This window comes from Phyllobacterium chamaecytisi (assembly GCF_020164455.1).
GTDB classification, from domain to species: domain Bacteria; phylum Pseudomonadota; class Alphaproteobacteria; order Rhizobiales; family Rhizobiaceae; genus Phyllobacterium; species Phyllobacterium chamaecytisi.
In genome coordinates this window covers 1-21,254 of the sequence record NZ_JAIQWW010000034.1, presented here as the reverse complement: position 1 = coordinate 21,254, position 21,254 = coordinate 1, and the positions used below count along the sequence as shown (strand labels likewise).

General features: G+C 58.0%; 20 protein-coding genes. 10 read left to right on the top strand and 10 right to left on the bottom strand.

The genetic code is table 11. The features are described from left to right. The first annotated feature begins 145 nt into the window (after positions 1-145). From LB462_RS29600 to LB462_RS29565, 8 genes are all read left to right on the top strand, one after another. Positions 146-1,054: a LysR family transcriptional regulator gene (locus LB462_RS29600; protein WP_114432826.1), complete on the top strand. Its 909-nt coding sequence runs from the start codon at positions 146-148 to the stop codon at positions 1,052-1,054. Positions 1,055-1,171: 117 nt separating this feature from the next. Beyond that, entirely contained in the window at positions 1,172-2,332 is a 1,161-nt protein-coding gene (locus LB462_RS29595) for an ABC transporter substrate-binding protein (protein ID WP_224515494.1), read from the top strand. A 190-nt stretch (positions 2,333-2,522) separates the two neighbouring features. Then, positions 2,523-3,524 carry an ABC transporter ATP-binding protein gene (locus LB462_RS29590; protein ID WP_224515492.1) on the top strand — a complete coding sequence of 334 codons (1,002 nt, stop codon included), beginning with the start codon at positions 2,523-2,525 and terminating at the stop codon, positions 3,522-3,524. Continuing rightward, positions 3,521-4,474, top strand: a complete 954-nt coding sequence (locus tag LB462_RS29585; protein WP_224515491.1) for an ABC transporter permease — start codon at positions 3,521-3,523, stop codon at positions 4,472-4,474. The genes LB462_RS29590 and LB462_RS29585 overlap by 4 nt, the downstream gene beginning before the upstream one ends. Next, entirely contained in the window at positions 4,464-5,279 is an 816-nt protein-coding gene (locus tag LB462_RS29580; RefSeq protein WP_224515488.1) for an ABC transporter permease, read from the top strand. The genes LB462_RS29585 and LB462_RS29580 overlap by 11 nt, the downstream gene beginning before the upstream one ends. Positions 5,280-5,295: 16 nt before the next feature. After that, positions 5,296-6,723 carry a gamma-aminobutyraldehyde dehydrogenase gene (locus LB462_RS29575; protein WP_224515486.1) on the top strand — a complete coding sequence of 476 codons (1,428 nt, stop codon included), beginning with the start codon at positions 5,296-5,298 and terminating at the stop codon, positions 6,721-6,723. 63 nt (positions 6,724-6,786) lie between these two features. Further along, positions 6,787-7,392 (top strand): sulfite oxidase-like oxidoreductase, encoded by a 606-nt coding sequence (locus tag LB462_RS29570; RefSeq protein ID WP_224515485.1) that lies wholly within the window; start codon positions 6,787-6,789, stop codon positions 7,390-7,392. Positions 7,393-7,395: 3 nt separating this feature from the next. Beyond that, positions 7,396-8,145, top strand: a complete 750-nt coding sequence (locus LB462_RS29565; protein ID WP_224515483.1) for a ferredoxin reductase — start codon at positions 7,396-7,398, stop codon at positions 8,143-8,145. A gap of 2 nt (positions 8,146-8,147) precedes the next feature. On the opposite strand, the gene LB462_RS29560 is transcribed toward LB462_RS29565, so the two are convergent. The 9 genes from LB462_RS29560 to gcl form a co-directional block, all read right to left on the bottom strand. Next, complete coding sequence (locus LB462_RS29560) at positions 8,148-8,966, bottom strand: carbohydrate ABC transporter permease (RefSeq protein WP_224515482.1); 819 nt, start codon at positions 8,964-8,966, stop codon at positions 8,148-8,150. Between the two features lie 10 nt (positions 8,967-8,976). Next, a complete protein-coding gene (locus LB462_RS29555; RefSeq protein ID WP_224515505.1) occupies positions 8,977-9,882 on the bottom strand; it encodes a carbohydrate ABC transporter permease in 906 nt (301 codons plus the stop codon). Between the two features lie 30 nt (positions 9,883-9,912). Continuing rightward, on the bottom strand, positions 9,913-11,241 hold the full coding sequence (locus LB462_RS29550) for an ABC transporter substrate-binding protein (protein ID WP_224515480.1): 1,329 nt from the start codon (positions 11,239-11,241) through the stop codon (positions 9,913-9,915). Positions 11,242-11,290: 49 nt separating this feature from the next. Then, positions 11,291-11,950: a GntR family transcriptional regulator gene (locus LB462_RS29545; protein WP_224515479.1), complete on the bottom strand. Its 660-nt coding sequence runs from the start codon at positions 11,948-11,950 to the stop codon at positions 11,291-11,293. Positions 11,951-11,985: 35 nt separating this feature from the next. After that, on the bottom strand, positions 11,986-12,873 hold the full coding sequence (locus LB462_RS29540) for a dihydrodipicolinate synthase family protein (RefSeq protein ID WP_224515477.1): 888 nt from the start codon (positions 12,871-12,873) through the stop codon (positions 11,986-11,988). Positions 12,874-12,962: 89 nt separating this feature from the next. After that, positions 12,963-13,898 carry a sugar kinase gene (locus LB462_RS29535; RefSeq protein ID WP_224515476.1) on the bottom strand — a complete coding sequence of 312 codons (936 nt, stop codon included), beginning with the start codon at positions 13,896-13,898 and terminating at the stop codon, positions 12,963-12,965. Between the two features lie 248 nt (positions 13,899-14,146). After that, positions 14,147-15,031: a 2-hydroxy-3-oxopropionate reductase gene (locus tag LB462_RS29530; RefSeq protein WP_224515474.1), complete on the bottom strand. Its 885-nt coding sequence runs from the start codon at positions 15,029-15,031 to the stop codon at positions 14,147-14,149. A gap of 4 nt (positions 15,032-15,035) precedes the next feature. Next, positions 15,036-15,851, bottom strand: coding sequence for a hydroxypyruvate isomerase (gene hyi / locus LB462_RS29525; RefSeq protein ID WP_224515473.1), 816 nt, complete (start codon positions 15,849-15,851; stop codon positions 15,036-15,038). A 10-nt stretch (positions 15,852-15,861) separates the two neighbouring features. Next, positions 15,862-17,646 (bottom strand): glyoxylate carboligase, encoded by a 1,785-nt coding sequence (gene gcl / locus LB462_RS29520; protein WP_224515471.1) that lies wholly within the window; start codon positions 17,644-17,646, stop codon positions 15,862-15,864. Between the two features lie 178 nt (positions 17,647-17,824). Between gcl and LB462_RS29515 the strand changes: the two genes are divergently transcribed. After that, positions 17,825-18,643: an IclR family transcriptional regulator gene (locus LB462_RS29515; RefSeq protein ID WP_224515504.1), complete on the top strand. Its 819-nt coding sequence runs from the start codon at positions 17,825-17,827 to the stop codon at positions 18,641-18,643. A 39-nt stretch (positions 18,644-18,682) separates the two neighbouring features. On the opposite strand, the gene LB462_RS29510 is transcribed toward LB462_RS29515, so the two are convergent. Then, positions 18,683-19,669 carry a bile acid:sodium symporter family protein gene (locus tag LB462_RS29510; protein WP_224515470.1) on the bottom strand — a complete coding sequence of 329 codons (987 nt, stop codon included), beginning with the start codon at positions 19,667-19,669 and terminating at the stop codon, positions 18,683-18,685. Positions 19,670-20,042: 373 nt separating this feature from the next. On the opposite strand from LB462_RS29510, the gene LB462_RS29505 reads away from it, so the two are divergent. After that, a complete protein-coding gene (locus LB462_RS29505; protein ID WP_224515468.1) occupies positions 20,043-21,062 on the top strand; it encodes a 2-dehydropantoate 2-reductase in 1,020 nt (339 codons plus the stop codon). Positions 21,063-21,254 lie beyond the last annotated feature (192 nt).

Genomic DNA, 21,254 nt, shown 5'->3' with positions numbered 1-21,254 from the left:
TGCAAACGGCACGACCTCCCAGCGCGCTCCCCCACTTCTTGCTCCTATTTATAATATTATAATATCATTAACAATCGGCAATATTAAGCAACAGCCTTTTCGGCCACAGCTTGCCAACCTGCGCACCCCTCTATTAACTCGGCGAATGGCATTCACCATCAGGCAATTGCAGTATTTCGTCGCCGTCGCGGAACAGGGCTCCATCACCCGCGCCGCACAAAATCTGTCGATTTCGCAATCATCCATTACCGAGGCCATCAAAGAGCTCGAAAGCGATCTCGGCGTCGAACTCTTCGAGCGCCATCCACGCGGCCTCGACATTACCTATAACGGCCATCAGTTCCTGCGTCATGCGACAAAGATCCTCGCCGATGTCTCGGATGCACGCCGCTCGTTTTCCGAAGAAGTGCCAAAGCAGGCGGGCAAGCTGCACCTCGGTGTAACTTCGCTCGTCGCAGGCTATGTCCTTTCGGACCTCCTCGCCCGTTTCCGCCGCGCTTCCCCCGGCGTCGAAGTCAGTGCCATCGAAGACAATGGCTCCTACCTGGAACATCTGTTGGTGGGCGGCGAACTCGACGTGGCGGTCATGGTGATATCCAATCTTCGTGATCGCATGGCCCTGCAGGCGGAAATCATCGAGACGTCACCCTACAGATTGTGGCTGCCGCTCGGTCATCCCTTGGTCAGTGCGGATATCATCTCGATCAACGATATCGCCAGGGAGCCGCTGATCATGCTGACCGTCGACGAAATCGAGGAGAACACCGGCAAACTCCTGACCGCTCTCGGCGCGCGGCCGCATGTCGCGTTCCGCACTCGCTCGGTTGAAGCCGTCCGCAGCCTCGTTGCTACCGGCGCCGGGATCGCTTTGTTGCCCGATCTTGTCTATCGTCCATGGTCGCTTGAAGGCGATCGTATCGAAAGCCGAGACGTCTCCGGTGCACTCCCTGTGGTGCAGGTCGGCATGGTCTGGCGCAAGGGTTCCAGCCTGCCCCAGGCCGCCCGGGATTTCGTCGGCATCGCCGAAGCCCTTCGCAGCGGCCGAAGCCGCTAATATCGGAATTTCCGATACCAACCTTCTGATAAATGAATTTGCGAATACGGAAAAATCAAGGCACTTTTCTCACCGGGAACATATGCCCTGAAATCAGGGCCAAACGGGAGAATTGAGATGAAGCAGTTTTTGAAATCCTGCACTGCACTTACGCTTTCCCTTGCCTTCACCACACAGGTCCTCGCCCAGGAAGCGCTGAAAGAAATCGGCAAGGGAGAAGGCGAAGTCTCCATCGTCGCGTGGCCCGGCTATATCGAACGCGGCGATACCGACAAGGCCTATGACTGGGTCACGGACTTCGAGAAGGAGACCGGCTGCAAGGTGAGCGTCAAGACTGCTGCAACATCCGACGAGATGGTCGCGCTCATGAACGAAGGTGACTTCGATCTCGTTACGGCATCCGGCGATGCGTCGCTGCGTCTCGTTGCCGGCAAGCGCGTCCAGCCGATCAATACGGACCTGATCAAGAGCTGGAAGACGCTCGACGAACGCATGCAGAACGCGCCCTGGAACACCGTCAAGGGCGTTCATTATGGTGTACCTTACGTGTGGGGTCCCAACGTGCTGATGTACAACACTGAGGCGTTCAAGGACAAGGCGCCGACCAGCTGGAACGTCGTGTTCGAGGAAATGACTTTGCCCGATGGCAAGTCGAACAAGGGCCGCATTCAGGCCTATGACGGACCGATCCATATTGCCGATGCCGCCAACTATCTTATGGCCCACAAGCCCGAACTTGGCATCAAGAGCCCGTACGAACTCAACGAAGATCAGTACAAGGCAGCTCTCGATATCCTGCGTGTGCAGCGCACCCTCGCCGGCCGTTACTGGCACGATGCCATGATCCAGGTCGACGACTTCAAGAATGAAGGCATTGTCGCCTCCGGCTCATGGCCGTTCCAGGTCAATCTGCTGAAGGCAGAGAAAAAGCCAATTGCCTCTGTCGTCCCTGAAGAAGGCGCAACGGGCTGGGCCGACACAACCATGTTGCACGTCGACAGCAAGCATCCGAACTGTGCCTATATGTGGATGGAGCATTCGCTTTCGCCCAAGGTACAGGGTGATGTCTCGGCCTGGTTCGGCGCCAATCCTTCTGTTGGAGCAGCTTGCAAAGGCAACGAACTCTTGACCGACGAGGGTTGCGCGACAAACGGTTATAACGATTTTGACAAGATCAAGTTCTGGAGAACGCCCGTATCAAAGTGCGAAACCCAGAGCGAATGCGTGCCATATCACCGCTGGGTGTCCGATTACATCGGCGTGATCGGCGGGCGCTAGATTTCGCGACTGCGCTCCCTACCCTCCCCCTTGTGGGGAGGGAGGCTGCGAAGTAGCAGGGAGGGGTCTTTTGAAGCGGCCTACCTGCACGTTAGCTTATTAAAATTCGAGAAAGCCCCTCCCCGGACCTGCGGTCCGTCCCTCCCCACAAGGGGGAGGGTTAGGGTGGTGCGTTACCCGGAGCAAAGCCATGACCGCTGCTGTGCTGTTCGAAAACGTATCGCGTCATTTCGGTGCTGTGCGCGCTGTGGACGCTGTCGATCTTGCGGTTGCGGAGGGTGAGTTCTTTGCCATGCTCGGGCCCTCCGGCTCGGGCAAGACCACGTGCCTGCGTCTGATGGCGGGATTCGAACAGCCGACGGCCGGACATATCGAGATTTTCGGCGAGACTGCCGAGGGTGTGCCGCCCTATCGTCGCAGCGTTAATACAGTCTTTCAGGATTACGCGCTGTTTCCGCATCTCAGCATCCTCGACAACGTCGCCTATGGTCTCATGGTCAAGGGCATCGCCAAGGAGGAAAGGCGCAAGGCGGCGGAAGACGCGCTCGCCATGGTCAAATTGCCCGGCTACGGCGTGCGTCGTCCGGGCCAGCTTTCCGGTGGTCAGCGCCAGCGCGTGGCACTCGCTCGGGCCCTCGTCAACAAACCGAAAGTCCTGCTCTTGGACGAGCCGCTCGGCGCGCTCGATCTGAAGTTGCGCGAGCAGATGCAGGAGGAGCTCAAATCCTTGCAGAAGTCCCTCGGCATCACTTTTGTTTTCGTCACCCACGACCAAGGCGAAGCTCTGTCGATGGCGGATCGCATCGCTGTGTTCAATGATGGAAAGATCCAACAGCTCGGAACGCCGGAAGAGGTCTACAAGCAGCCTCGAACGCGTTTCGTCGCCGATTTTGTCGGTTCGTCAAATATCCTGCCGCCGGAGTTCGTTGCACAGCTGGGTGCGGCACCACAATTTGCCAGTCTGCGGCCTGAGGCGATCTCGCTGGGCCAAAGCGGTAATGGCAGGCTCGTCCTTGATGGCACTGTCCTCTCGCGCAGCTTTCTTGGCGCGGCAAACCGCGTCCTGGTCAATGTCAATGGCACCAGGATCAATGTCATGAGTCCGGCCGCCACTTCGATTCCCGCCGAGGGCGACCCGGTGAAGCTAAGCTTTGACCGCGCCGACCTGCATTTGATGGAGGCGGCGTCATGAGCGCCATCGCTCAACAACACGCGATCGAGACCGGACGCGGCAGTATGGCAGGGCGTGTCTCGGACTTCCTCTGGAAACACCCCCACGTGTTTCTCACCATTCTGCTCGGCCCGCCGCTGCTCTGGCTCGGCATCATCTATCTCGGCTCATTGCTCGCCCTGCTGCTGCAGAGCTTCTTTTCGATCGACGATTATTCCGGCCTGATCAACTACGAATTCACGCTTGCCACTTACAGGCAGCTGCTGAACGATGCCAATTTCGACATCATCATCCGCACCATATTGATGGCGGCAATCGTCACATTGTTCTCTGCCGTGATCGCTTTCCCGATAGCCTATTACGCCGCCCGCTACGCCAGGGGGAAATGGAAGGTGATCTTCTATCTCGGCGTCATGCTGCCGCTCTGGTCCAGCTATCTCGTCAAGATTTACGCGTGGAAACTCATTCTCGCCAAGGAAGGCATTCTCACCTGGCTCGTGACCAAGCTGAACCTGCTCTGGTTGCTCGACGCATGGCTCTCGCTCCCTGTCATCGGCGGCAATTCCCTGTCGGTGAGTTATACGGGCACCTTCATCGTCTTCGTCTACGTGTGGATGCCGTTCATGATCCTGCCCATCCAGGCAGCGCTGGAGCGCGTCCCGACCAACCTCATCGAGGCGTCATCCGATCTCGGTGGCACGCCGCAACAGACTTTCCGCCATGTGCTGTTTCCCCTTGCGCTTCCCGGTATCGTCGCCGGATCGATCTTCACGTTTTCGCTGACCCTTGGCGACTATATCATTCCGCAAATCATCGGCTCGTCGCGACTGTTCATCGGCCAGGCGGTGTATGCCCAGCAGGGCACGGCAGGGAATATCCCGCTGGCGGCTGCCTTCACCGTCGTGCCAATCATCATCATGGGCCTCTACTTGTGGATGGCGCGGAGAATGGGAGCCTTCGATGCGCTCTGACAAATCCGCTTCCGCACCTTTCGGCCTGAAGATCGCTGCGGCTGGCGGGTTGCTGTTCCTGCATCTGCCGCTGCTTTTGATCTTCCTTTATGCCTTCACCACTGAGGAGAAGAGTTATCAGTTTCCCCCGCCCGGCCTCACTCTTAAATGGTTTGCGGTGACGTGGGAGCGGGCCGATGTCTGGCAGGCTCTGTGGCTATCGGTGCGCGTTGCTTCGATCTCGACGATGATCGCCCTGGTGCTCGGCACGCTCTGCGCCGCCGCAGTCAGCCAGACGCGTTTCTTCGGACGCGAGACGATATCGCTTCTCGTGATCCTGCCGATCGCCCTGCCCGGTATCATTACCGGCATAGCCCTCCGCTCGGCATTCAGCCTGGCGGATATCCCGTTTTCGTTCTGGACCATCGTGCTTGGTCACGCGACTTTCTGTATCGTCGTTGTCTACAACAATGCTGTCGCGCGCTTCCGCCGCGTGTCCGGTTCTCTGATAGAAGCCTCGATGGATCTCGGCGCCAATGGCTTCCAGACATTTCGTTACATCATCCTGCCAAACATCGGTACCGCGCTGCTCGCGGGTGGCATGCTCGCCTTCGCGCTTTCCTTCGACGAGGTCATCGTCACCACGTTCACTGGCGGACAACAATCCACGCTGCCGATATGGATGCTGCAGGAACTGATCCGGCCACGCCAGCGACCGGTGACCAATGTGGTTGCCATGGTTGTGGTGATCGTCACTTTCCTGCCGATTCTCGGCGCCTACTACCTCACACGTGACGGCGACCAGATCGCCGGCTCAGGCAAATAACATGGGAGAACATGTCATGGATACGAAACTGCTGATCGGTTCAAAGTTCGAAGCCGGAACGGAAGCGGAGGAGCATGTGCTCAACCCGAAGACCGGCGCCAAGATCATCGACCTCGCCGAGGCCTCCCATGGCCAGATCGATGCGGCGGTCGATGCTGCGGAACGGGCCTTCTCCGCTTGGTCCCGCACCACCCCTGCCGAACGTTCCGGATACCTGCTCAAGATTGCCGACGCTATCGAAAAACATGCGGATGATTTCGCTGCGCTTGAGGCCTTGAATTGCGGCAAGCCTATCAACGCCGTGCGCAATGACGAGATGCCGGCGATCATCGATTGCTGGCGTTTTTTTGCCGGGGCGGTGCGTACCCTCACCTCGCCGGTGGCAGGTGAATATCTGCCGGGCCACACCTCCATGATCCGTCGCGACGCGATCGGCATTGTTGGCTCCATCGCGCCGTGGAACTACCCGTTGATGATGATGGCGTGGAAGCTGGCGCCTGCGATCGCCGGCGGCAACACGGTCGTGTTCAAACCGTCCGAGCAAACGCCGCTGACCGCGCTGAAAATGGCGCGCCTGCTGGCGGACATTCTTCCCGAGGGTGTCGTCAACGTCATTCTTGGCCGCGGCGAGACCGTCGGCAACGCGCTGATCAACCACCCGAAGATCGGCATGGTTTCGATCACCGGCGATATCGCCACTGGCAAGAAGGTGCTGCAAGCTGCGGCAAAAACCGTCAAGCGCACGCATCTCGAACTCGGCGGCAAGGCGCCCGTGATCGTCTATAATGACGCCGATCTCGAGGCCGTGGTCAACGGCATCCGTACTTTTGGCTACTACAACGCCGGGCAGGATTGCACCGCTGCCTGCCGCGTCTATGCGCAGGACGGTGTCTACGAAAAGCTCGTCGCCGACCTCACCTCCGCCGTTTCCACCATCCGCTACAATGATGCCGATGACACGGTCAACGAAATCGGCCCGCTCATTTCCGGCCGCCAGCGTGACCGTGTTGCGAGCTTTGTCGAACGGGCGACCGAGCAGAAGCACATCGAGATTACCACCGGTGGCGGCGCAGGCAGCAAGGAAGGCTTCTTCTTCCAGCCGACCGTGGTTGCCGGCGCAACGCAGGAAGACGAGATCGTCCGCCGCGAGGTGTTCGGTCCGGTCGTTTCGGTCACGCGCTTCAAAGATGATGATCAGGCCGTCACCTGGGCCAATGACAGCGATTACGGCCTGGCCTCTTCGGTGTGGACGCAGGATATTTCCAAGGCGATGAAAGCCGCGTCGCGCCTGCAATATGGTTGCACCTGGATCAATACGCACTTCATGCTGACCAATGAAATGCCACATGGCGGTGTCAAGCAATCAGGCTACGGCAAGGATATGTCGGTCTATGCGCTGGAAGATTATACTGCAGTGCGCCACATCATGATCAACCATGGTTGACCGGATCCGGTCTTGGCCGCGACAGACCTTTGTGGTTGTATGAGGTGCTAGGAGTTCACAACCATGACGACACGCGGCTTTACCGGCCGGCGCCAACCGCCGGAAATCATAGACCGTATCCCGCCTGGTCAAACGCTGACCGACGACTTTCCCGTCCTGTCGGCGGGGCCGACGCCGCGCGTCCGGACCGAAGACTGGTCGTTCACGCTCAAGGATGGGCCAAAACCGCTCATCAAATGGAATTGGGCCGAGTTCAATGCGCTGCCGCAGACGAAGTTCACCCGGGATATCCATTGCGTCACCGCGTGGTCGAAGCTGGATACACCATGGCAGGGCGTTTTGATCGACGATATTTTCGCCGAGGCCGGTATCGAGCCACCGACCGAGTTTGCTCTCGCGCACTCCTTCGATGGCTATGCGACCAATGTTCCCGTCAAGGATCTGGTCGGCGGCAAGGCGATGATCGCCACCTTCTATAATGGCCAGCCCCTGACGGCGGATCATGGCGGCCCGGCGCGGTTGCTCGTTCCGCATCTTTACTTCTGGAAATCGGCGAAGTGGATCAACGGCCTGCAATTCACCTCGCGTGACGAACCGGGATTCTGGGAGTTGCGCGGCTATCACATCTATGGCGATCCGTGGCGCGAACAACGCTACACTGGCGATTGAGGCATGTCAGATCAGATAGCCGCAACAAAGGCGGAATGGCAGCGCGCAACCATCACTGAAATCGTCAGGCAGACACCACGTGTCGTCAGCTTCTTCCTCCAGCCATCCCAGCCCTTCGCCTATCGGCCGGGGCAGCATGTGGATGTCCGGTTAAGCGCGCCGGACGGCTATCAAGCGCAGCGCAGCTATTCGATTGCCTCGACACCGGAGCAGGGCGAAATCATCGAACTCGCCATTGAAAGACTGGAGGATGGCGAAGTGTCGGCCTTCTTCCACGAGGTCGCTACGATCGGCGACGAGATTGAGCTTCGCGGCCCGATTGGCGGGCATTTCATCTGGACCGTCGAGGATGGCGCGCCAATCCTGTTGATCGGCGGCGGCTCCGGTGTGGCGCCGCTGATTTCGATGGTCCGCCACCGTGCCGCGCAACAATCACTGGCGCCTATCCTGCTGCTCTATTCCGCCCGCACGTCGGACGAGCTGATTTTCCATGACGAATTGCAGATGTTCAATCAGTCCGGCAACGGCTTCGATCTGGTCTTGACGTTGACGCGCGAGCCATCGTCGCAGGAGAGCGATTATACGAGGCGCATCGACCCGGCAATGATTGTGGATGTCCTCGCCCGCATGCCTTCGCAGCCCAAAGAAGTCTTCGTTTGCGGATCCAATGCCTTCGTCAATGCCGCGGCCGACGCACTAATCGGCGCGGATGTTCCCGCCGCCATCATCCGCACCGAACGCTACGGCGTATAGGCTTACTTCACCGCGCCAGCGGTGAGCCCCGCAATGATCTGGCGTTGGGCGAAGACGGTGAGCAACAGCACCGGCAGCGTCACCACGAACGCAGCCGCCGCAAGCGGTCCCCAACTGACCTGCTCGAATGAGAGCATGTTGTAGACGGCGACCGGCAGTGTTCGCGTTTCGCGGCTGGCAAGCACAATGCCGAAGACGAAGTTGTTCCATGAGAAGATGACCGCAAGGATCAGCGCGACAACCACACCCGGCTTGGCGATCGGCAGCGCCACAAGACGAAACACCTGCCACGAGGTCGCGCCATCGATCATCGCCGCCTCTTCGAGTTCGATCGGTGTCGTCTCGAAATAGCCGATCATGATCCAGATGACGATAGGCACCGTCACCACCAGATGGATGATGATCTGCGGCCAGAGCGTCCCGAGCAAGCCAAGTGTCTGGAACAGCAGGAACAGCGGGATCAGATAGGATAGGCCCGGCGTCATGCGCGCGATCATGATGACGATCGCCGACTTGTCCGCTTTCAACCGGGCGATGCCGTAGCCGGCAGGCACGCCAACGAGCAGTGCCAGGATTGTTGCCGTTCCCGTCACGAGAAGGCTGTTCCAGAAATAGTGCAGGAAATCATTGGCAGCGAAGATATCGCTGTAATTCGACCAGGCAAACTGTTCCGGAATGAAGATCGGCGGATAGGCGCCGTTGTCTATCTCGTATTTCAACGAGAGCGACAGCATCCACAGGAAGAAGAAAATCGCCGGCGACACGATAACGAAAACGATGAAGGCGGTGCCTGACCATTTGAGCAGTTTGCGAAGCAGCATTTCCCGTCCCTCAGCTGTTCCACTTTGTCCGCTGGCGCAGATGCAGCAGCGCAAGCGACATGGTGATGATGACGATGAAAAAGACGACGGCGATGGCCGAACCATAGCCAATGTCGTAGTAAGCGAAGGCGACATTGTAGAGGTAGATATTGATCGTTTCCGACGCCGTGCCCGGCCCGCCCTGCGTCATGGCGAAAATGATATCGAAGCTTTTCAAGGCATCGATGGAACGGATGATCACTGCCACCATCATGAACGGCAGGATCATCGGAAAGGTGATGTAGCGGAATTTCTGCCAGCCATTGGCGCCATCAATCTCGGCGCTCTCGAATGGATCGCGGGGCATGGCTGCAAGACCGCCAAGAACGATGAGCATGACCAGCGGTGTCCATTGCCATGTCTCGACCAGCACCAGCGAAGGGATCACAGTGTTCTGGTTGAATATCCACTCCTGCGGGCCGATACCAATCAGCGACAGCAAATAGTTCAGTACGCCGAGTTGTGGATGAAACATCATCGTCCAGACGAGAGCGACCGCGACGGGTGTCGCCATCATCGGCATGACGAATATACCGCGCAAAAGCCCGCGCATCGGCAACTTGCTGTCGAAGACCAGCGCCGCGATCGTGCCGAGAAAGAGCGGTGCCACGACGGACAGGACGGTATAAACCACCGTATGTCCCATCGATTGCCAGAAGCGCGCATCACCTGCGAGCCGTACGAAATTGGCAAAGCCGACGAAGCTCTTTTCTCCGCCAAGATGCCACTCATTGACACTCATCCACAGGGTGAACACCCATGGAAAAACAATCACCGCCACGACGATGACCAGCGCCGGGATAACGAACGGCCAATAGCTCGGCGTAAACCGGCCATCGCCGTTCTTAACCTTGGCACTTTGCTGCTCATTGGTCATGGTCGAGGCGGTAATTGTCATGCTGCTACGCTACGCTTCGCTTTTTTCCAGGATAGGACGGAATTCTTCCGTCGCACGTTTCATTTCCGCCGCCGGATCGGCACCGCCGATGACATTGGTCAAGGCCACACCCATCACGTCACGGAATTCGGTAACCGGAACGATGACCGGCAGGCAAAGCTGGCTCACCTTTGCGGATTCCGAAAGCACGCTTGCCCACTCGGCGGGCATGGTCACGCCTTTCAGGATTTCCGGGTCGTTGAGCACCGAATTGCGGAAGGGAACGCCGGAGCCGGATTGCAGCAGACGTGCACCCATCTCCTTCGAAATCACCCACTGGCAATAGAGATAGGCCGCTTCCTTCTTCGACGAACCTTCGGTAACGCCGATACCGTCGCCGAATGTCGGGGCTGCCTGCGCGCCAGGCCCCTTCGGCATGACGCCGTAACCGACCTTGCCGACAACGCGCGACTTTTTGGGATCCTCCAGCGGCGGCGCAAAGCCGATACCATCCATCCACATGCCAACCTTGCCCTGCAGGAAACTCGACTGGCACTCGGCCCAGTTGAACCCTGTCACGCCGGGCGGTGCGGATTTGGTCATCAGACGCTGGTAGAGTTTGGCGGCCTCGATGGATTCCGGTGTGTCCGATTGCAGTTTGCCGTCCATCACGGTGCTCTTGCCGTAGCCGAGCATGAAGCTTGCCCACACCGGCGTGTTGGCGTTTTTCATGCCGCGCGCAACGAACCCATAGGTGCCGGCGTCCTTGTCGGTCAGCTTTTCGGCGGCAGCGACAAGTTCCTCAAACGTTTTCGGGTATTCGATGCCCTTGGCGGCGAACAGATCCTTGTTCCAGTAGATGATCCAATAATCCACCGAGAAGGGAAGCCCGCCAAAGCGGCCATTCTTGTCCTTGGCGAAATCGAGACCCGCCTGCGCAAAATCGCTCTCGGTCAGAGAAGCCTCGGTGAGGCTCGGATCCTTCAGGAACGGCGTCAGATCGGCGAGCCATCCAGCTTTCTCAAACTGGCGCTTCTGCACGTGATAGCTGATATGGATGACATCGAAGCTTGGCTTGCCGGATGTCAGCTCGATGACCGCCTTCTGGCGCTGCTGCTGCTCGGGCGTCTGTTCGGCATTGACCTTGATTCCCGTCAGGTCCTCGAATTCCTTCTGGTATTTCTGCAGGATATCGCCGCGCGGGCTCTTGATCAGATTGACCTCAAGGGTCGTACCCGCATATTTCTTCCAGTCGACAGCGGCAAATGCCGGCTTCAGACCGGTGATGCTCGCGGCACCAAGTGCCGCCGACCCGGCCAGGAACTGGCGGCGCGTCGGTTTGACGAAGTTCATGCTCATTGTTTCCTCCTCTTGTGACTTTGCACGGCAACTCCCATTGCCAATGTTTCTAAAGCTTCAGTGCCAAATTCCTCGCATTGTTGATGTGCACGGCAATCGCATCCATGGCCGTCTGCGGATCGCGGGTCTCGATCGCCGTCAGGATCGCCAGATGTTCACGCATGACCGGAACGACGCGGCCGGTGATGCGGAAACGCTCTTGGTTGATCAGGCGCATCTTGATCGCATTGATCCGGTAGGCCCTGCCGATGATCCCGTTCTCGAGAGAATCGATTATCGTTTCATGCAGGTTCCAGTCGATCGTCTGCGCGCGCAATTCGAGCTCGGGCGTCTCCTTGCCCTGCAGCGCCTCCTCGAGTGTGTCTTCATGCTCCTTGCGTAGCCGGGCCAGTAGTTCATCGGATGCCGAAACGCAGAAGAGCGCAATTGCTTCCTTTTCCATGAACAGGCGGAACTGGAAGGCCTCGCGGATCAGATTGAGATCGATATGCGCAATCTGGATGCCACGCTGCGGAATCGTCTTCACCAGCCCCTCGGCTTCGAGGCGAGGCACAAGTTCGCGGATGGCTCCAAGCGGCATACCCGTCATTGCAACAAGCTGGCGCTGCGACACGAATTGCCCCGGATTGATATCACGGGCAAGAAGATGCTCCGTGAAGCTCGCATAGGCCTTCTCTCGCAGCCTCACCGGCTCATTACCATCATCCATGCCCGTCCTCCCGACTCGTATCGCTTCCCCCATTATTACGCGGCAGCTGCCACAAACAAGCGGTCGAAGATGCCGGTCAGTCGCTTGTAGTCCAAATCCGATAGAGCCTGCAGTGGCGCGCGTGCCCGGCGCCACCCATCATCGCCGGCGTGGTAGGCGACCATAGCCTTGACCGCCGGCGTGACCGGAAATTTCAAAAGCTCGTTGACCGCCTCGATCATTGCCGGATCATCGCAGCCTTCATTGACCATTGGCAAAAGACGGTCCGCATAGAGATTTGCCATGCCGGAAATCGCCCCCTGCCCGCCAAGACGAACGCCTGCGGAAAGTGAACGCTCATCACCGATAAGAATTGCCAGATCATTGTGCTTTGCCAGCAGCTTTTCGGTGAAGGGCCAGTTTCCCGATGAATCTTTCACACCTGCCACGACTTTCGGAAAGGCCTCGCGCAAACGACTGACAAGTTCGACCGAAATTTCAACGGCGGTAACGGAAGGGATATTGTAAAGGATAATGTCTCTCGCCCGCGCACCGATCTCCGTAAAGACAGACGAAAACCAGACGAACAGTCCGTCGTCGCTGACATTCTTGAAATAGGACGGAGGAGCGAGCAATACGCCACGGCAACCCGCGTCGAGCGCATGGCGCGACTGGACCGCCGCGTCGACATAAGAGTTGGCCATGACGCCGACCACAATCTGCTTCGGCTCAATCCCCGTGTCGAGAAACGCCTGGATAACGACCCCCCGCTCCTCATCACCGATCGAGGAACCCTCGCCTGTCGTTCCGAATAGTGTCACGCTGCTGCAGCCGCTGCTCAGGCAGTGCCGGGCGTGCTTAACGGCTTTCGCCACATCGATACGCATCTCGGCATCGAATGGCGTGGTTAGCGCGGCGGACAGCCCAAATCGATCCCGAGACACTCGCTTCTCCCATGTCGTTTACGACTAAATACGTACTAACATGTCAGTTGAAAGTCAACAGGAACGCACTGACTTTTTACGGAGATGTTTTAGTCCTCGGGATGCTGGGAAAGAAGCGCGTCGACTTCGGGTTTCGCCGGTGCGCCAGCCCGGCCGCCAAAGCGGGAACATTTGATCGCGGCGGCGGCGCTGGCAAAGCGCATGATCTGGTAGATCGGATAGCCGCGCGCGAGGCCAAAGGCGAATGCACCGTGAAAGACATCGCCCGCGGCGAGCGTGTCCACGACATCCACGGGAAAGGCCGGCATGTGGCGGACCTCCCCTTCCAGATCATCGTACCAGAAGGAGCCCTTGTCGCCGCCCGTCACGGCAATGAATTCGCCGTCGCGGCCATAAAGTGCTGCAAGAGCAACGGCTGCCCGTTCCGGGTCACTTTCACCTGTCACCTTCTCCGCTGCCGGCTCGGAGGCGACGATATGCGAAGCAAGCGGCATCAGTATTTCCAGTGTCTCGAGCGAAGCGGTGTCGGCGTCAAGGACGCCGTGAATGCCAGCCTCTCGCGCCGCTTTCAACGCTTGCGCAGCGGCAAGCGGCCAGCGTACATCGGTCATCACGACATCGTAGGTGCCATCGGAGATCGGTGGCATTGTCTCTGGCGCGGATAAAAGCTCCGGATCGTAGTAAGGCACGATCATCCGTTCACCCACGGCGTCGACGAAGATGGTCGAGAAGGCTGAACGCGCGCCGTCGATGCGCCGGACATGGGAACAGTCCACGCCCTCGGCAGTCAGTTCCTCGATGAGTCGCCGCCCGATATCGTCCGGCCCGACGGACGCCCAGAGCGAGACATCGCCGCCAAGGCGGGCGATACTTGTGGCGGCGCTCGATGCCATGCCGGCGGCAATTTCGATCGCTTCGAGCGGAATGAATTTGCCGGGTCCCGGCGGCAACCTGTCGAGCCGGAAAATCGTATCCATGGTCAGCGCCCCGACACAGAGGATCCGCGGTGGTGTATTGCTCGCCATGGTTGAACTCTCGCCAGAACTGGGAAACGGGAATCTATGGTGAGGGTCTTATCTTCTCAAGACGCTCCATGGCAATTGCCCGGCGAAAATTGTCAGTTGCTGGACCCTAAGAGCCCGTTTTGAAAGTCGCTGCGGCGAGACATATGGCGTGGTTTTCGGGGTCGCCCTTGCGACGAGCGCAGCGTACATCTAGTACGTGAGCACCGGAAGCACAGAAAATCGCGTCAGATGGCCGCCGCAGTAGATTTTCAGGCGACTTGGTGATTGGCGATACGTTCGAGCGCTTTTACCAAGCCGGAATGATCGAGACCACTATCGCCGTTTGCGGCACAGCTGTTGAACAATTCCTGCGTCGAGGCGGTGTTAGGCAGTGAAACGCCCAGTGTTTTGGCACTTTGCAGCGCCAGATTGAGGTCTTTCTGGTGCAGCGATATGCGGAAACCGGGATCGAAAGTCCGCTTGATCATACGCTCGCCATGCAGTTCCAGAATGCGGGAGGAGGCAAAGCCGCCCATCAGGGCTTCGCGTACCCGAGCCGGGTCGGCGCCTGCTTTCGACGCCAATACAAGCGCCTCCGATATGGCTTCGATGGTCAGCGCAACAATGATCTGATTGGCGACCTTTGTCACCTGACCGTCACCGCAATCGCCGACCAAGGTTATGTTTTTGCCCAGCAATTTGAAGAGTGGCAAGGCGCGATCGAAGGCGCTCTGCTCGCCGCCCGCCATGATGCTGAGCGTCGCATTCTTGGCGCCAACCTCGCCGCCGGACACCGGCGCATCGATATATTCGCTCCCCGTTTCGCGAATTTTCTTGGCGAACTCCTTGGTATCGATCGGCGAGATCGAGCTCATGTCGATTACGAGCTTGCCGGGCGTCAGGCCGAAGACCACTCCATTCTCTCCGAAGAGAACGTCCTTCACTTCCGGCGTGTCCGGCAGCATAAGGATAATGATGTCAGTCCTTTCGGCCAGAGCCTTCGGGCTCTCGACAATCTTCAGGCCATTGTCGATAAGCTCCTGTTTCGGCTCAATAAAGAACTTCGAAGTGTAGAGTTCGTGCCCGGCATCCTGTAGATGGCGCGCCATGGGTGTTCCCATGATACCAAGCCCGATAAAACCTATGTCCGCCATGTGGTCAGCTCCTCATCCTGATGATATCCGCGTGCTTTTGCGTTGTTGAAGCTTCATTCAACCAGGCAAGGCCGCGTTGCGTTTCTGTTTTTGGTTTGTATTCGCAGCCGATCCAGCCATCGTAGCCGGCTTGGTCCAAAGCTTTGAAAACGAAGGGATAATTGATCTCACCGGTACCGGGCTCATTGCGGCCCGGATTGTCGGCAAGCTGGACATGCGCGATCAATTCCTTGTGCCGCTCGTAGGTGGCAACGAGTTCGCCACGTGTCCGCTGCTGGTGATAAAGGTCGTACTGAATGAACAGATTATCGCTGCCAACCTCTTCGATGATGGAAGCCGCCTGCTCGACCGTGTTCAGATAGAAGCCCGGAATATCGTAGGTGTTGATCGGTTCGATCAACAGTCGAATGTCATATTTTGCAAGCTCTTGCGCTGCGAGCCTCAGATTATGGACGAAGGTTGAACGCAAGACATCATTGCTCAATCCCGCCGGTGCAATACCTGCAAGGCAGTTGACCTGCTTGCAGCCGAGTGTCGTTGCATAGTCGATTGCCATAACGACGCCGCGCCGGAACTCGTCGATGCGATCGGGTAACACGGCAATACCGCGCTCACCCGCTCCCCAATTGCCGGCAGGGAGATTATGCAAGACCTGGACAAGGTTGTTTTCGGTCAGTTCCCGCTTCAACTCGTCGGCGTTGTAATCATACGGAAAGAGGTATTCCACCGCTTCAAATCCCGCTTCGCCCGCGAGCGTAAAGCGTTCGAGAAACGGTACCTCATTGAAAAGCATCGTTAAATTGGCTGCAAATTTCGGCATTTCATCCTCCTCAGTCGAGATACGCAGCAACAGCAGTTGGCGCATCTTCGGGCCGCTCCGCGAGTTCCTCGAACTCGACGACCGCGTTGATATCCATGCCCATTGCAATGTTGGTGACGCGTTCCAGGATGACTTCGATGACCACCGGTACCTGATGTTCATCCATCAGCGCCTTCGCATCTTCGAACGCTTCCGTGAACTGGTTCGGGCTGCGAACGCGGATCGCCTTGCAGCCGAGCCCTTCCGCGACGGCGACATGGTCAACGCCATAGCCCTTCTCCGCATCGCCGGACGCATTGATGTTGTCGAAAGCCAGACTGACCTCGAAATCCATGTCGAAGCCACGCTGCGCCTGGCGGATCAAGCCGAGATAGGAATTGTTCACGACGACATGCAGATACGGCAGTTTATGCTGTGCCCCGACCGCAAGTTCCTCGATCATGAACTGGAAGTCATAATCGCCTGAGAGAGCAACGATCGGCCGGTGCGGATCGGCAGCACGCACGCCGAGCGCAGCCGGCAAGGTCCAGCCGAGCGGGCCGGCCTGTCCGCAATTGATCCAGTTTCGCGGTTTGTAGACATTCAGGAACTGCGCCCCGGCAATCTGGCTGAGCCCGATCGTCGTCACGTAGCAGGCGTCGCGGCCAAACGCCTTGTTCATCTCCTCGTAAACGCGTTGCGGCTTCAACGGCACCTGATCGAAATGCGTCTTGCGCAGCATCGTGCGCTTGCGCTCCTGGCATTCCTCCGCCCATTTAGACCAGTCACGCAGTTTCCCGGCGGTCTTCCACTCGGTCGCAACATCCAGGAAAAGCTTCAGCGCCTTTCCTGCGTCGGACACGATGCCGAAATCCGGCGAGAAGACACGGCCGATCTGTGTCGGCTCGATATCGACATGGACGAACTTTCTTCCCTCCGTGTAAGTCGCAACATTGCCTGTGTGGCGGTTGGCCCAGCGATTGCCAATTCCGAGCACGAAATCCGAGGCCAGCATCGTCGCATTGCCGTAGCGGTGCGAGGTCTGCAGGCCGCACATTCCGGCCATCAGCCGGTGATCATCGGGGATCGTCCCCCACCCCATCAATGTGGGAATAACCGGAACCCCGGTGATTTCGGCAAATTCCACCAACAGGTCGGAAGCGTCGGCATTGATGATACCGCCGCCGGCAACGATCAACGGGCGTTCCGCCGCGTTGAGCATCGTCAGCGCCTTTTCCACCTGCGCCCTTGTGGCGGCGGGCTTGTAGGGCTCCAGCGGTTCATAGGTGTCGGGATCGAATTCTATCTCCGCCAGCTGCACGTCGATCGGCAGATCGATCAGCACCGGACCCGGACGGCCCGAGCGCATGATATGGAAAGCCTTCTGGAAGACATAGGGTACAAGGCCCGGCTCCATCACGGTTACCGCCCACTTGGTCACCGGCTTGGCAATCGACGCGATGTCGACGGCCTGAAAGTCTTCCTTGTCGAGCCTGGCGCGCGGCGCCTGCCCGGTGATGCACAGGATCGGGATGGAATCGGCGGATGCCGAATAAAGGCCGGTGATCATATCTGTTCCGGCCGGGCCGGAGGTGCCGATACAGACGCCGATATTGCCGGCGTCAGCGCGGGTATAACCCTCAGCCATATGCGAAGCACCTTCGACGTGACGCGCCAGGATGTGGCGGACCGTGCCGCGCGCCCGCAGCGCCGAATAAAACGGATTGATCGCCGCCCCCGGAACACCAAAGGCGCAATCGATCCCTTCCTTCTCCAGGATACGAACTGCCGCATCAACGGCACGCATTTTTGTCATGATCATTCCTCCAGATTTTGATGGAACTGTAACCCATAATTCGCATATATCAACACATAATGGAAATAATTCTCACTCTATGGAAATAATGACTTTCAATAAAACTGGATAAATCCGCTTTGCCGGTCTATGGCTGGATCGTGCCAGGGGATGGAACAAGGGAGCGATTGTGTCTGTTATCGAACCGGTCAAAGGCAAAAGGGGCCGCAAGGCTGCAGCGGACGCGGCGCCATCTTCGGTGCAGGTCCTCGACAGGAGCTTGAAACTTCTCGCTATCATCGCCGACAATGATGGCTCGGCGCTCACGGAGCTAGCCGACCAGACCGGTCTCGCGCCTTCGACCATCCATCGTCTGCTGACATCGCTGCAAAACCACGGCATGGTCGCTCACGATCCGGAAACAGGCGACTGGACTATCGGGGTCGAGGCTTTCGCGATCGGCAATGCGTTCCTGCGCTTCCGCAAGCTTGGCACGATCAGCCGCCGTTTCCTGAAACGGCTGATGGAGGAATGCGGCGAAACCGCGAATATCGGCATCGAGGATGACGGCGATGTGGTGTTCATTTCCCAGGTCGAAAGCCATGCGCCGATGCGCGCCTTTTACCGGCCCGGGCGGCGTGGCCCCATTCACGCCTCGGGCATTGGCAAGGCTATCCTGTCGACGTGGTCGGACGCCGAAATTGGCCGGACCGTTGGCGGCAAGCAACTTGCCCATTTCACCGATTACACGCTGGATACGCTTCCGGCACTCCTGAAGAACATTCAGGAGATACGTTCGCGTGGCTGGTCGATCGACGATGAGGAACATACCCTCGGCATGCGCTGCATCGCGGCGCCGATCTTCAACGAGCATGGCGAGGCAATCGCTGGAATGTCGATTTCGGGGCCGGCGGTGCGGTTACCGAAGGAAAAACTGATCGTGCTAGGCCCGGTTATACGCGACGCCGCCGACGAGCTGACACGGGCCATGGGTGGCAAGCGGCCGGAAGAGCTTTAGAGCCTTGGGGCTCTAAAGCAGCCGATCTGGCTCTGAATTTCACAATACCGCGGCGGCTTTTTTCCGAATGTTTGCACTGGCATAATGGCGGGCGATGACAGCGCAAACGATCAGCTGTATCTGGTGGAAAAGCATTATCGGCAGGATGATGCTGCCAATGGCCTGCCCCGCAAACAGCACGTTGGCGATGGGAACGCCGCTTGCGAGACTTTTCTTTGACCCGCAAAAGGTGATTGCGATCTCGTCGGCTCTGGAGAAGCCGAGCAAACGGCTGCCAAACATCGTGACCACGAGCACGACCGCTAAAATTGCGCTATCGATCGCCAGCAGAATGCCCAGATCGTGCAAGGACGTCGTCTGCCACAATCCTTGATTTACGGACGCGCTGAACGCCGAATAAACGACCATAAGAATTGATCCCCGGTCGACCGGCATGAGAATTTTGTTCTTGCTTCTGATGAAATTACCGATCCACGGCTGCAGGATCTGGCCCAGCAAGAACGGCGCAAGCAACTGCAGAAAGATAGACTGCAGTGCGTCGAGAGAGAAACCGGCATGTCCGCTGGCGGTGAGAAGAACGCCGGCCAGCAACGGGGTAAGGAACATCCCGAATATGTTCGATGCCGAGGCAGCGCAGATTGCGGCCGGAACGTTGCCGCCTGCTATCGATGTAAAAGCGATGGAGGACTGCACGGTGGAAGGCAAGACGCAAAGAAAGACTATCCCGGCGTACAGGGAAGGTGACAAAATTTCGGGAACCAGAACGCTTGTGGTCAATCCCAATAAGGGGAACAGGACGAACGTGGCGGACAAAATGACTATGTGCAATTTCCAGTGCAGAAGACCTGCCACGACGACGTCGCGCGACAGCCTTGCGCCATGCAGGAAGAAGAGAAGTCCGATCGCAAACTTTGTTGCCAATCCAAAGTAATAAGCCGCGATGCCGCCGATCGGCAGGAATGACGCGAAAACCACCGTCGATACAAGCAGCAGGGTGAAGGTATCCGGCAGAAAACGTGACTTCATCTATGATTCCGAAACGGCGTTTTTGCGGGCGTTGGGAGCGCCCAGAATGCAAATGGAAGAGACCTCCAATGATATAGGACATCTATCATGATCCACGCTGCGGTGTTTTGCCACCCGGAATAGCGTCTTGCCCTGACTCGCAAGGCATTTTCCTTGCGTCTTTCTCGTCGAATCCTCCTTGCACTCTTGCCGGCAGGATTGACATTCGGGAATTTCTTGGGATTATGTATACCACAGATGAAAAGGACAGATGCCTTCGGCGCGTATCTGCCTGTCGGTACACTCACTTGGCTGGAGCAAGTGACAACAACCAGATCCCTGACGATCAAATGGGGGCAGAACGATCCAAAAAGGGCGAGCAGGAGGAAATTAAATGAAGATCTGCATTTACGGCGCCGGCGCGATCGGTGGTTATATGGCAGTGATGCTCAAGCGCGGTGGCGCTGACGTTTCCATCGTTGCCAGAGGTGCGCATCTCGACGCGATTCGGCAAAACGGCTTGAAACTCCTGGTGGACGGCACGGAAATCATCGAGCGCATGCCTGCTACGAGCAAGCCTGGCGAGCTCGGTGTCCAGGATTATGTGATCGTCACACTGAAGGCGCATCAGGCGTGGCAGGTTGCAGAGGACATGACGCCGCTTCTGGGCAAGGACACCGCAGTGGTGACGGCCCAGAACGGACTTCCCTGGTGGTATTTTCATGGCCTGGGTCCGAGCGTGGCCGATCTCAGGCTGCAGAGCGTCGACCCGGATAACCGCCAGTGGAATGCGATTGGACCCGAGAGGGTCATCGGCGCCACCGTCTATCCCGCCACGGAAATCAGTGGTCCCGGCGTCATCAAGCACATTTACGGCAATCAATTTGGCCTCGGCGAACCGGATTGCAGCAACAGCGAACGTGTTAGCCGGTTGGCAGCTGTAATGGAGGCTGGCGGTTTGAAGACACGTTTCTATGACGACATCCGCAATGACATCTGGGTCAAGCTTTGGGGCAATCTTTGCTTCAATCCGATTTCTGCATTGACGGGGGCGACGCTCGACATCGTCGCCACCGATCCGGGTACGCGGACCCTCGCGCGAAACATGATGCTCGAGGCCCAGGCAATCGGCGAAAAGTTCGGCGCGACCTTCCGGGTCGATGTCGAGCGCCGCATCGACGGCGCAGCGGGCGTTGGCGCACACCGCACGTCCATGCTGCAGGATGTCGACAAGGGCCGCGCGATCGAACTCGACGCGCTTTTGACATCCGTTCAGGAAATGGGCCGGCTCTGCGACGTGGATACGCCCTTCATCGACAGTGTGCTTGCGCTTGCCCAGCAGATGGGGCGTGTAAGGGGGCTCTATCCAACCTTCCCCGAAGTGGTGGAGGCCAAGCTTGTCATGGCATCGTGATCCATTTCCGTTCGCCGTTTTCAAAGAAAATCGAGGCAAAATTTGCTCTTGGGGCTGTTGAGATTCACGTTATGACGCGACGAAAATGGTGGTTTTCGAGCACCGGAGCGCAGCGTACTTAAGGTACGTGAGCACCGCAGCGCAGAGAAGCGCCATTTGCAGGCCGTCAGAGCGGGAATACCACAGCCCCTA

Excerpts from the sequence above, each read along its gene's own strand:
- LB462_RS29585 (WP_224515491.1), top strand. The coding sequence starts at position 3,521 with ATGAGCGCCATCGCTCAACAACACGCGATCGAGACCGGACGCGGCAGT.
- LB462_RS29580 (WP_224515488.1), top strand. The coding sequence starts at position 4,464 with ATGCGCTCTGACAAATCCGCTTCCGCACCTTTCGGCCTGAAGATCGCT.
- hyi (WP_224515473.1), bottom strand. The coding sequence starts at position 15,851 with ATGCCGAAATTTGCAGCCAATTTAACGATGCTTTTCAATGAGGTACCG.
- LB462_RS29565 (WP_224515483.1), top strand. The coding sequence starts at position 7,396 with ATGTCAGATCAGATAGCCGCAACAAAGGCGGAATGGCAGCGCGCAACC.
- LB462_RS29535 (WP_224515476.1), bottom strand. The coding sequence starts at position 13,898 with ATGGCGAGCAATACACCACCGCGGATCCTCTGTGTCGGGGCGCTGACC.
- LB462_RS29575 (WP_224515486.1), top strand. The coding sequence starts at position 5,296 with ATGGATACGAAACTGCTGATCGGTTCAAAGTTCGAAGCCGGAACGGAA.
- LB462_RS29595 (WP_224515494.1), top strand. The coding sequence starts at position 1,172 with ATGAAGCAGTTTTTGAAATCCTGCACTGCACTTACGCTTTCCCTTGCC.
- LB462_RS29510 (WP_224515470.1), bottom strand. The coding sequence starts at position 19,669 with ATGAAGTCACGTTTTCTGCCGGATACCTTCACCCTGCTGCTTGTATCG.
- LB462_RS29545 (WP_224515479.1), bottom strand. The coding sequence starts at position 11,950 with ATGGATGATGGTAATGAGCCGGTGAGGCTGCGAGAGAAGGCCTATGCG.
- LB462_RS29600 (WP_114432826.1), top strand. The coding sequence starts at position 146 with ATGGCATTCACCATCAGGCAATTGCAGTATTTCGTCGCCGTCGCGGAA.
- LB462_RS29550 (WP_224515480.1), bottom strand. The coding sequence starts at position 11,241 with ATGAGCATGAACTTCGTCAAACCGACGCGCCGCCAGTTCCTGGCCGGG.
- LB462_RS29560 (WP_224515482.1), bottom strand. The coding sequence starts at position 8,966 with ATGCTGCTTCGCAAACTGCTCAAATGGTCAGGCACCGCCTTCATCGTT.
- LB462_RS29530 (WP_224515474.1), bottom strand. The coding sequence starts at position 15,031 with ATGGCGGACATAGGTTTTATCGGGCTTGGTATCATGGGAACACCCATG.
- LB462_RS29570 (WP_224515485.1), top strand. The coding sequence starts at position 6,787 with ATGACGACACGCGGCTTTACCGGCCGGCGCCAACCGCCGGAAATCATA.
- LB462_RS29590 (WP_224515492.1), top strand. The coding sequence starts at position 2,523 with ATGACCGCTGCTGTGCTGTTCGAAAACGTATCGCGTCATTTCGGTGCT.
- LB462_RS29555 (WP_224515505.1), bottom strand. The coding sequence starts at position 9,882 with ATGACCAATGAGCAGCAAAGTGCCAAGGTTAAGAACGGCGATGGCCGG.
- LB462_RS29505 (WP_224515468.1), top strand. The coding sequence starts at position 20,043 with ATGAAGATCTGCATTTACGGCGCCGGCGCGATCGGTGGTTATATGGCA.
- gcl (WP_224515471.1), bottom strand. The coding sequence starts at position 17,646 with ATGACAAAAATGCGTGCCGTTGATGCGGCAGTTCGTATCCTGGAGAAG.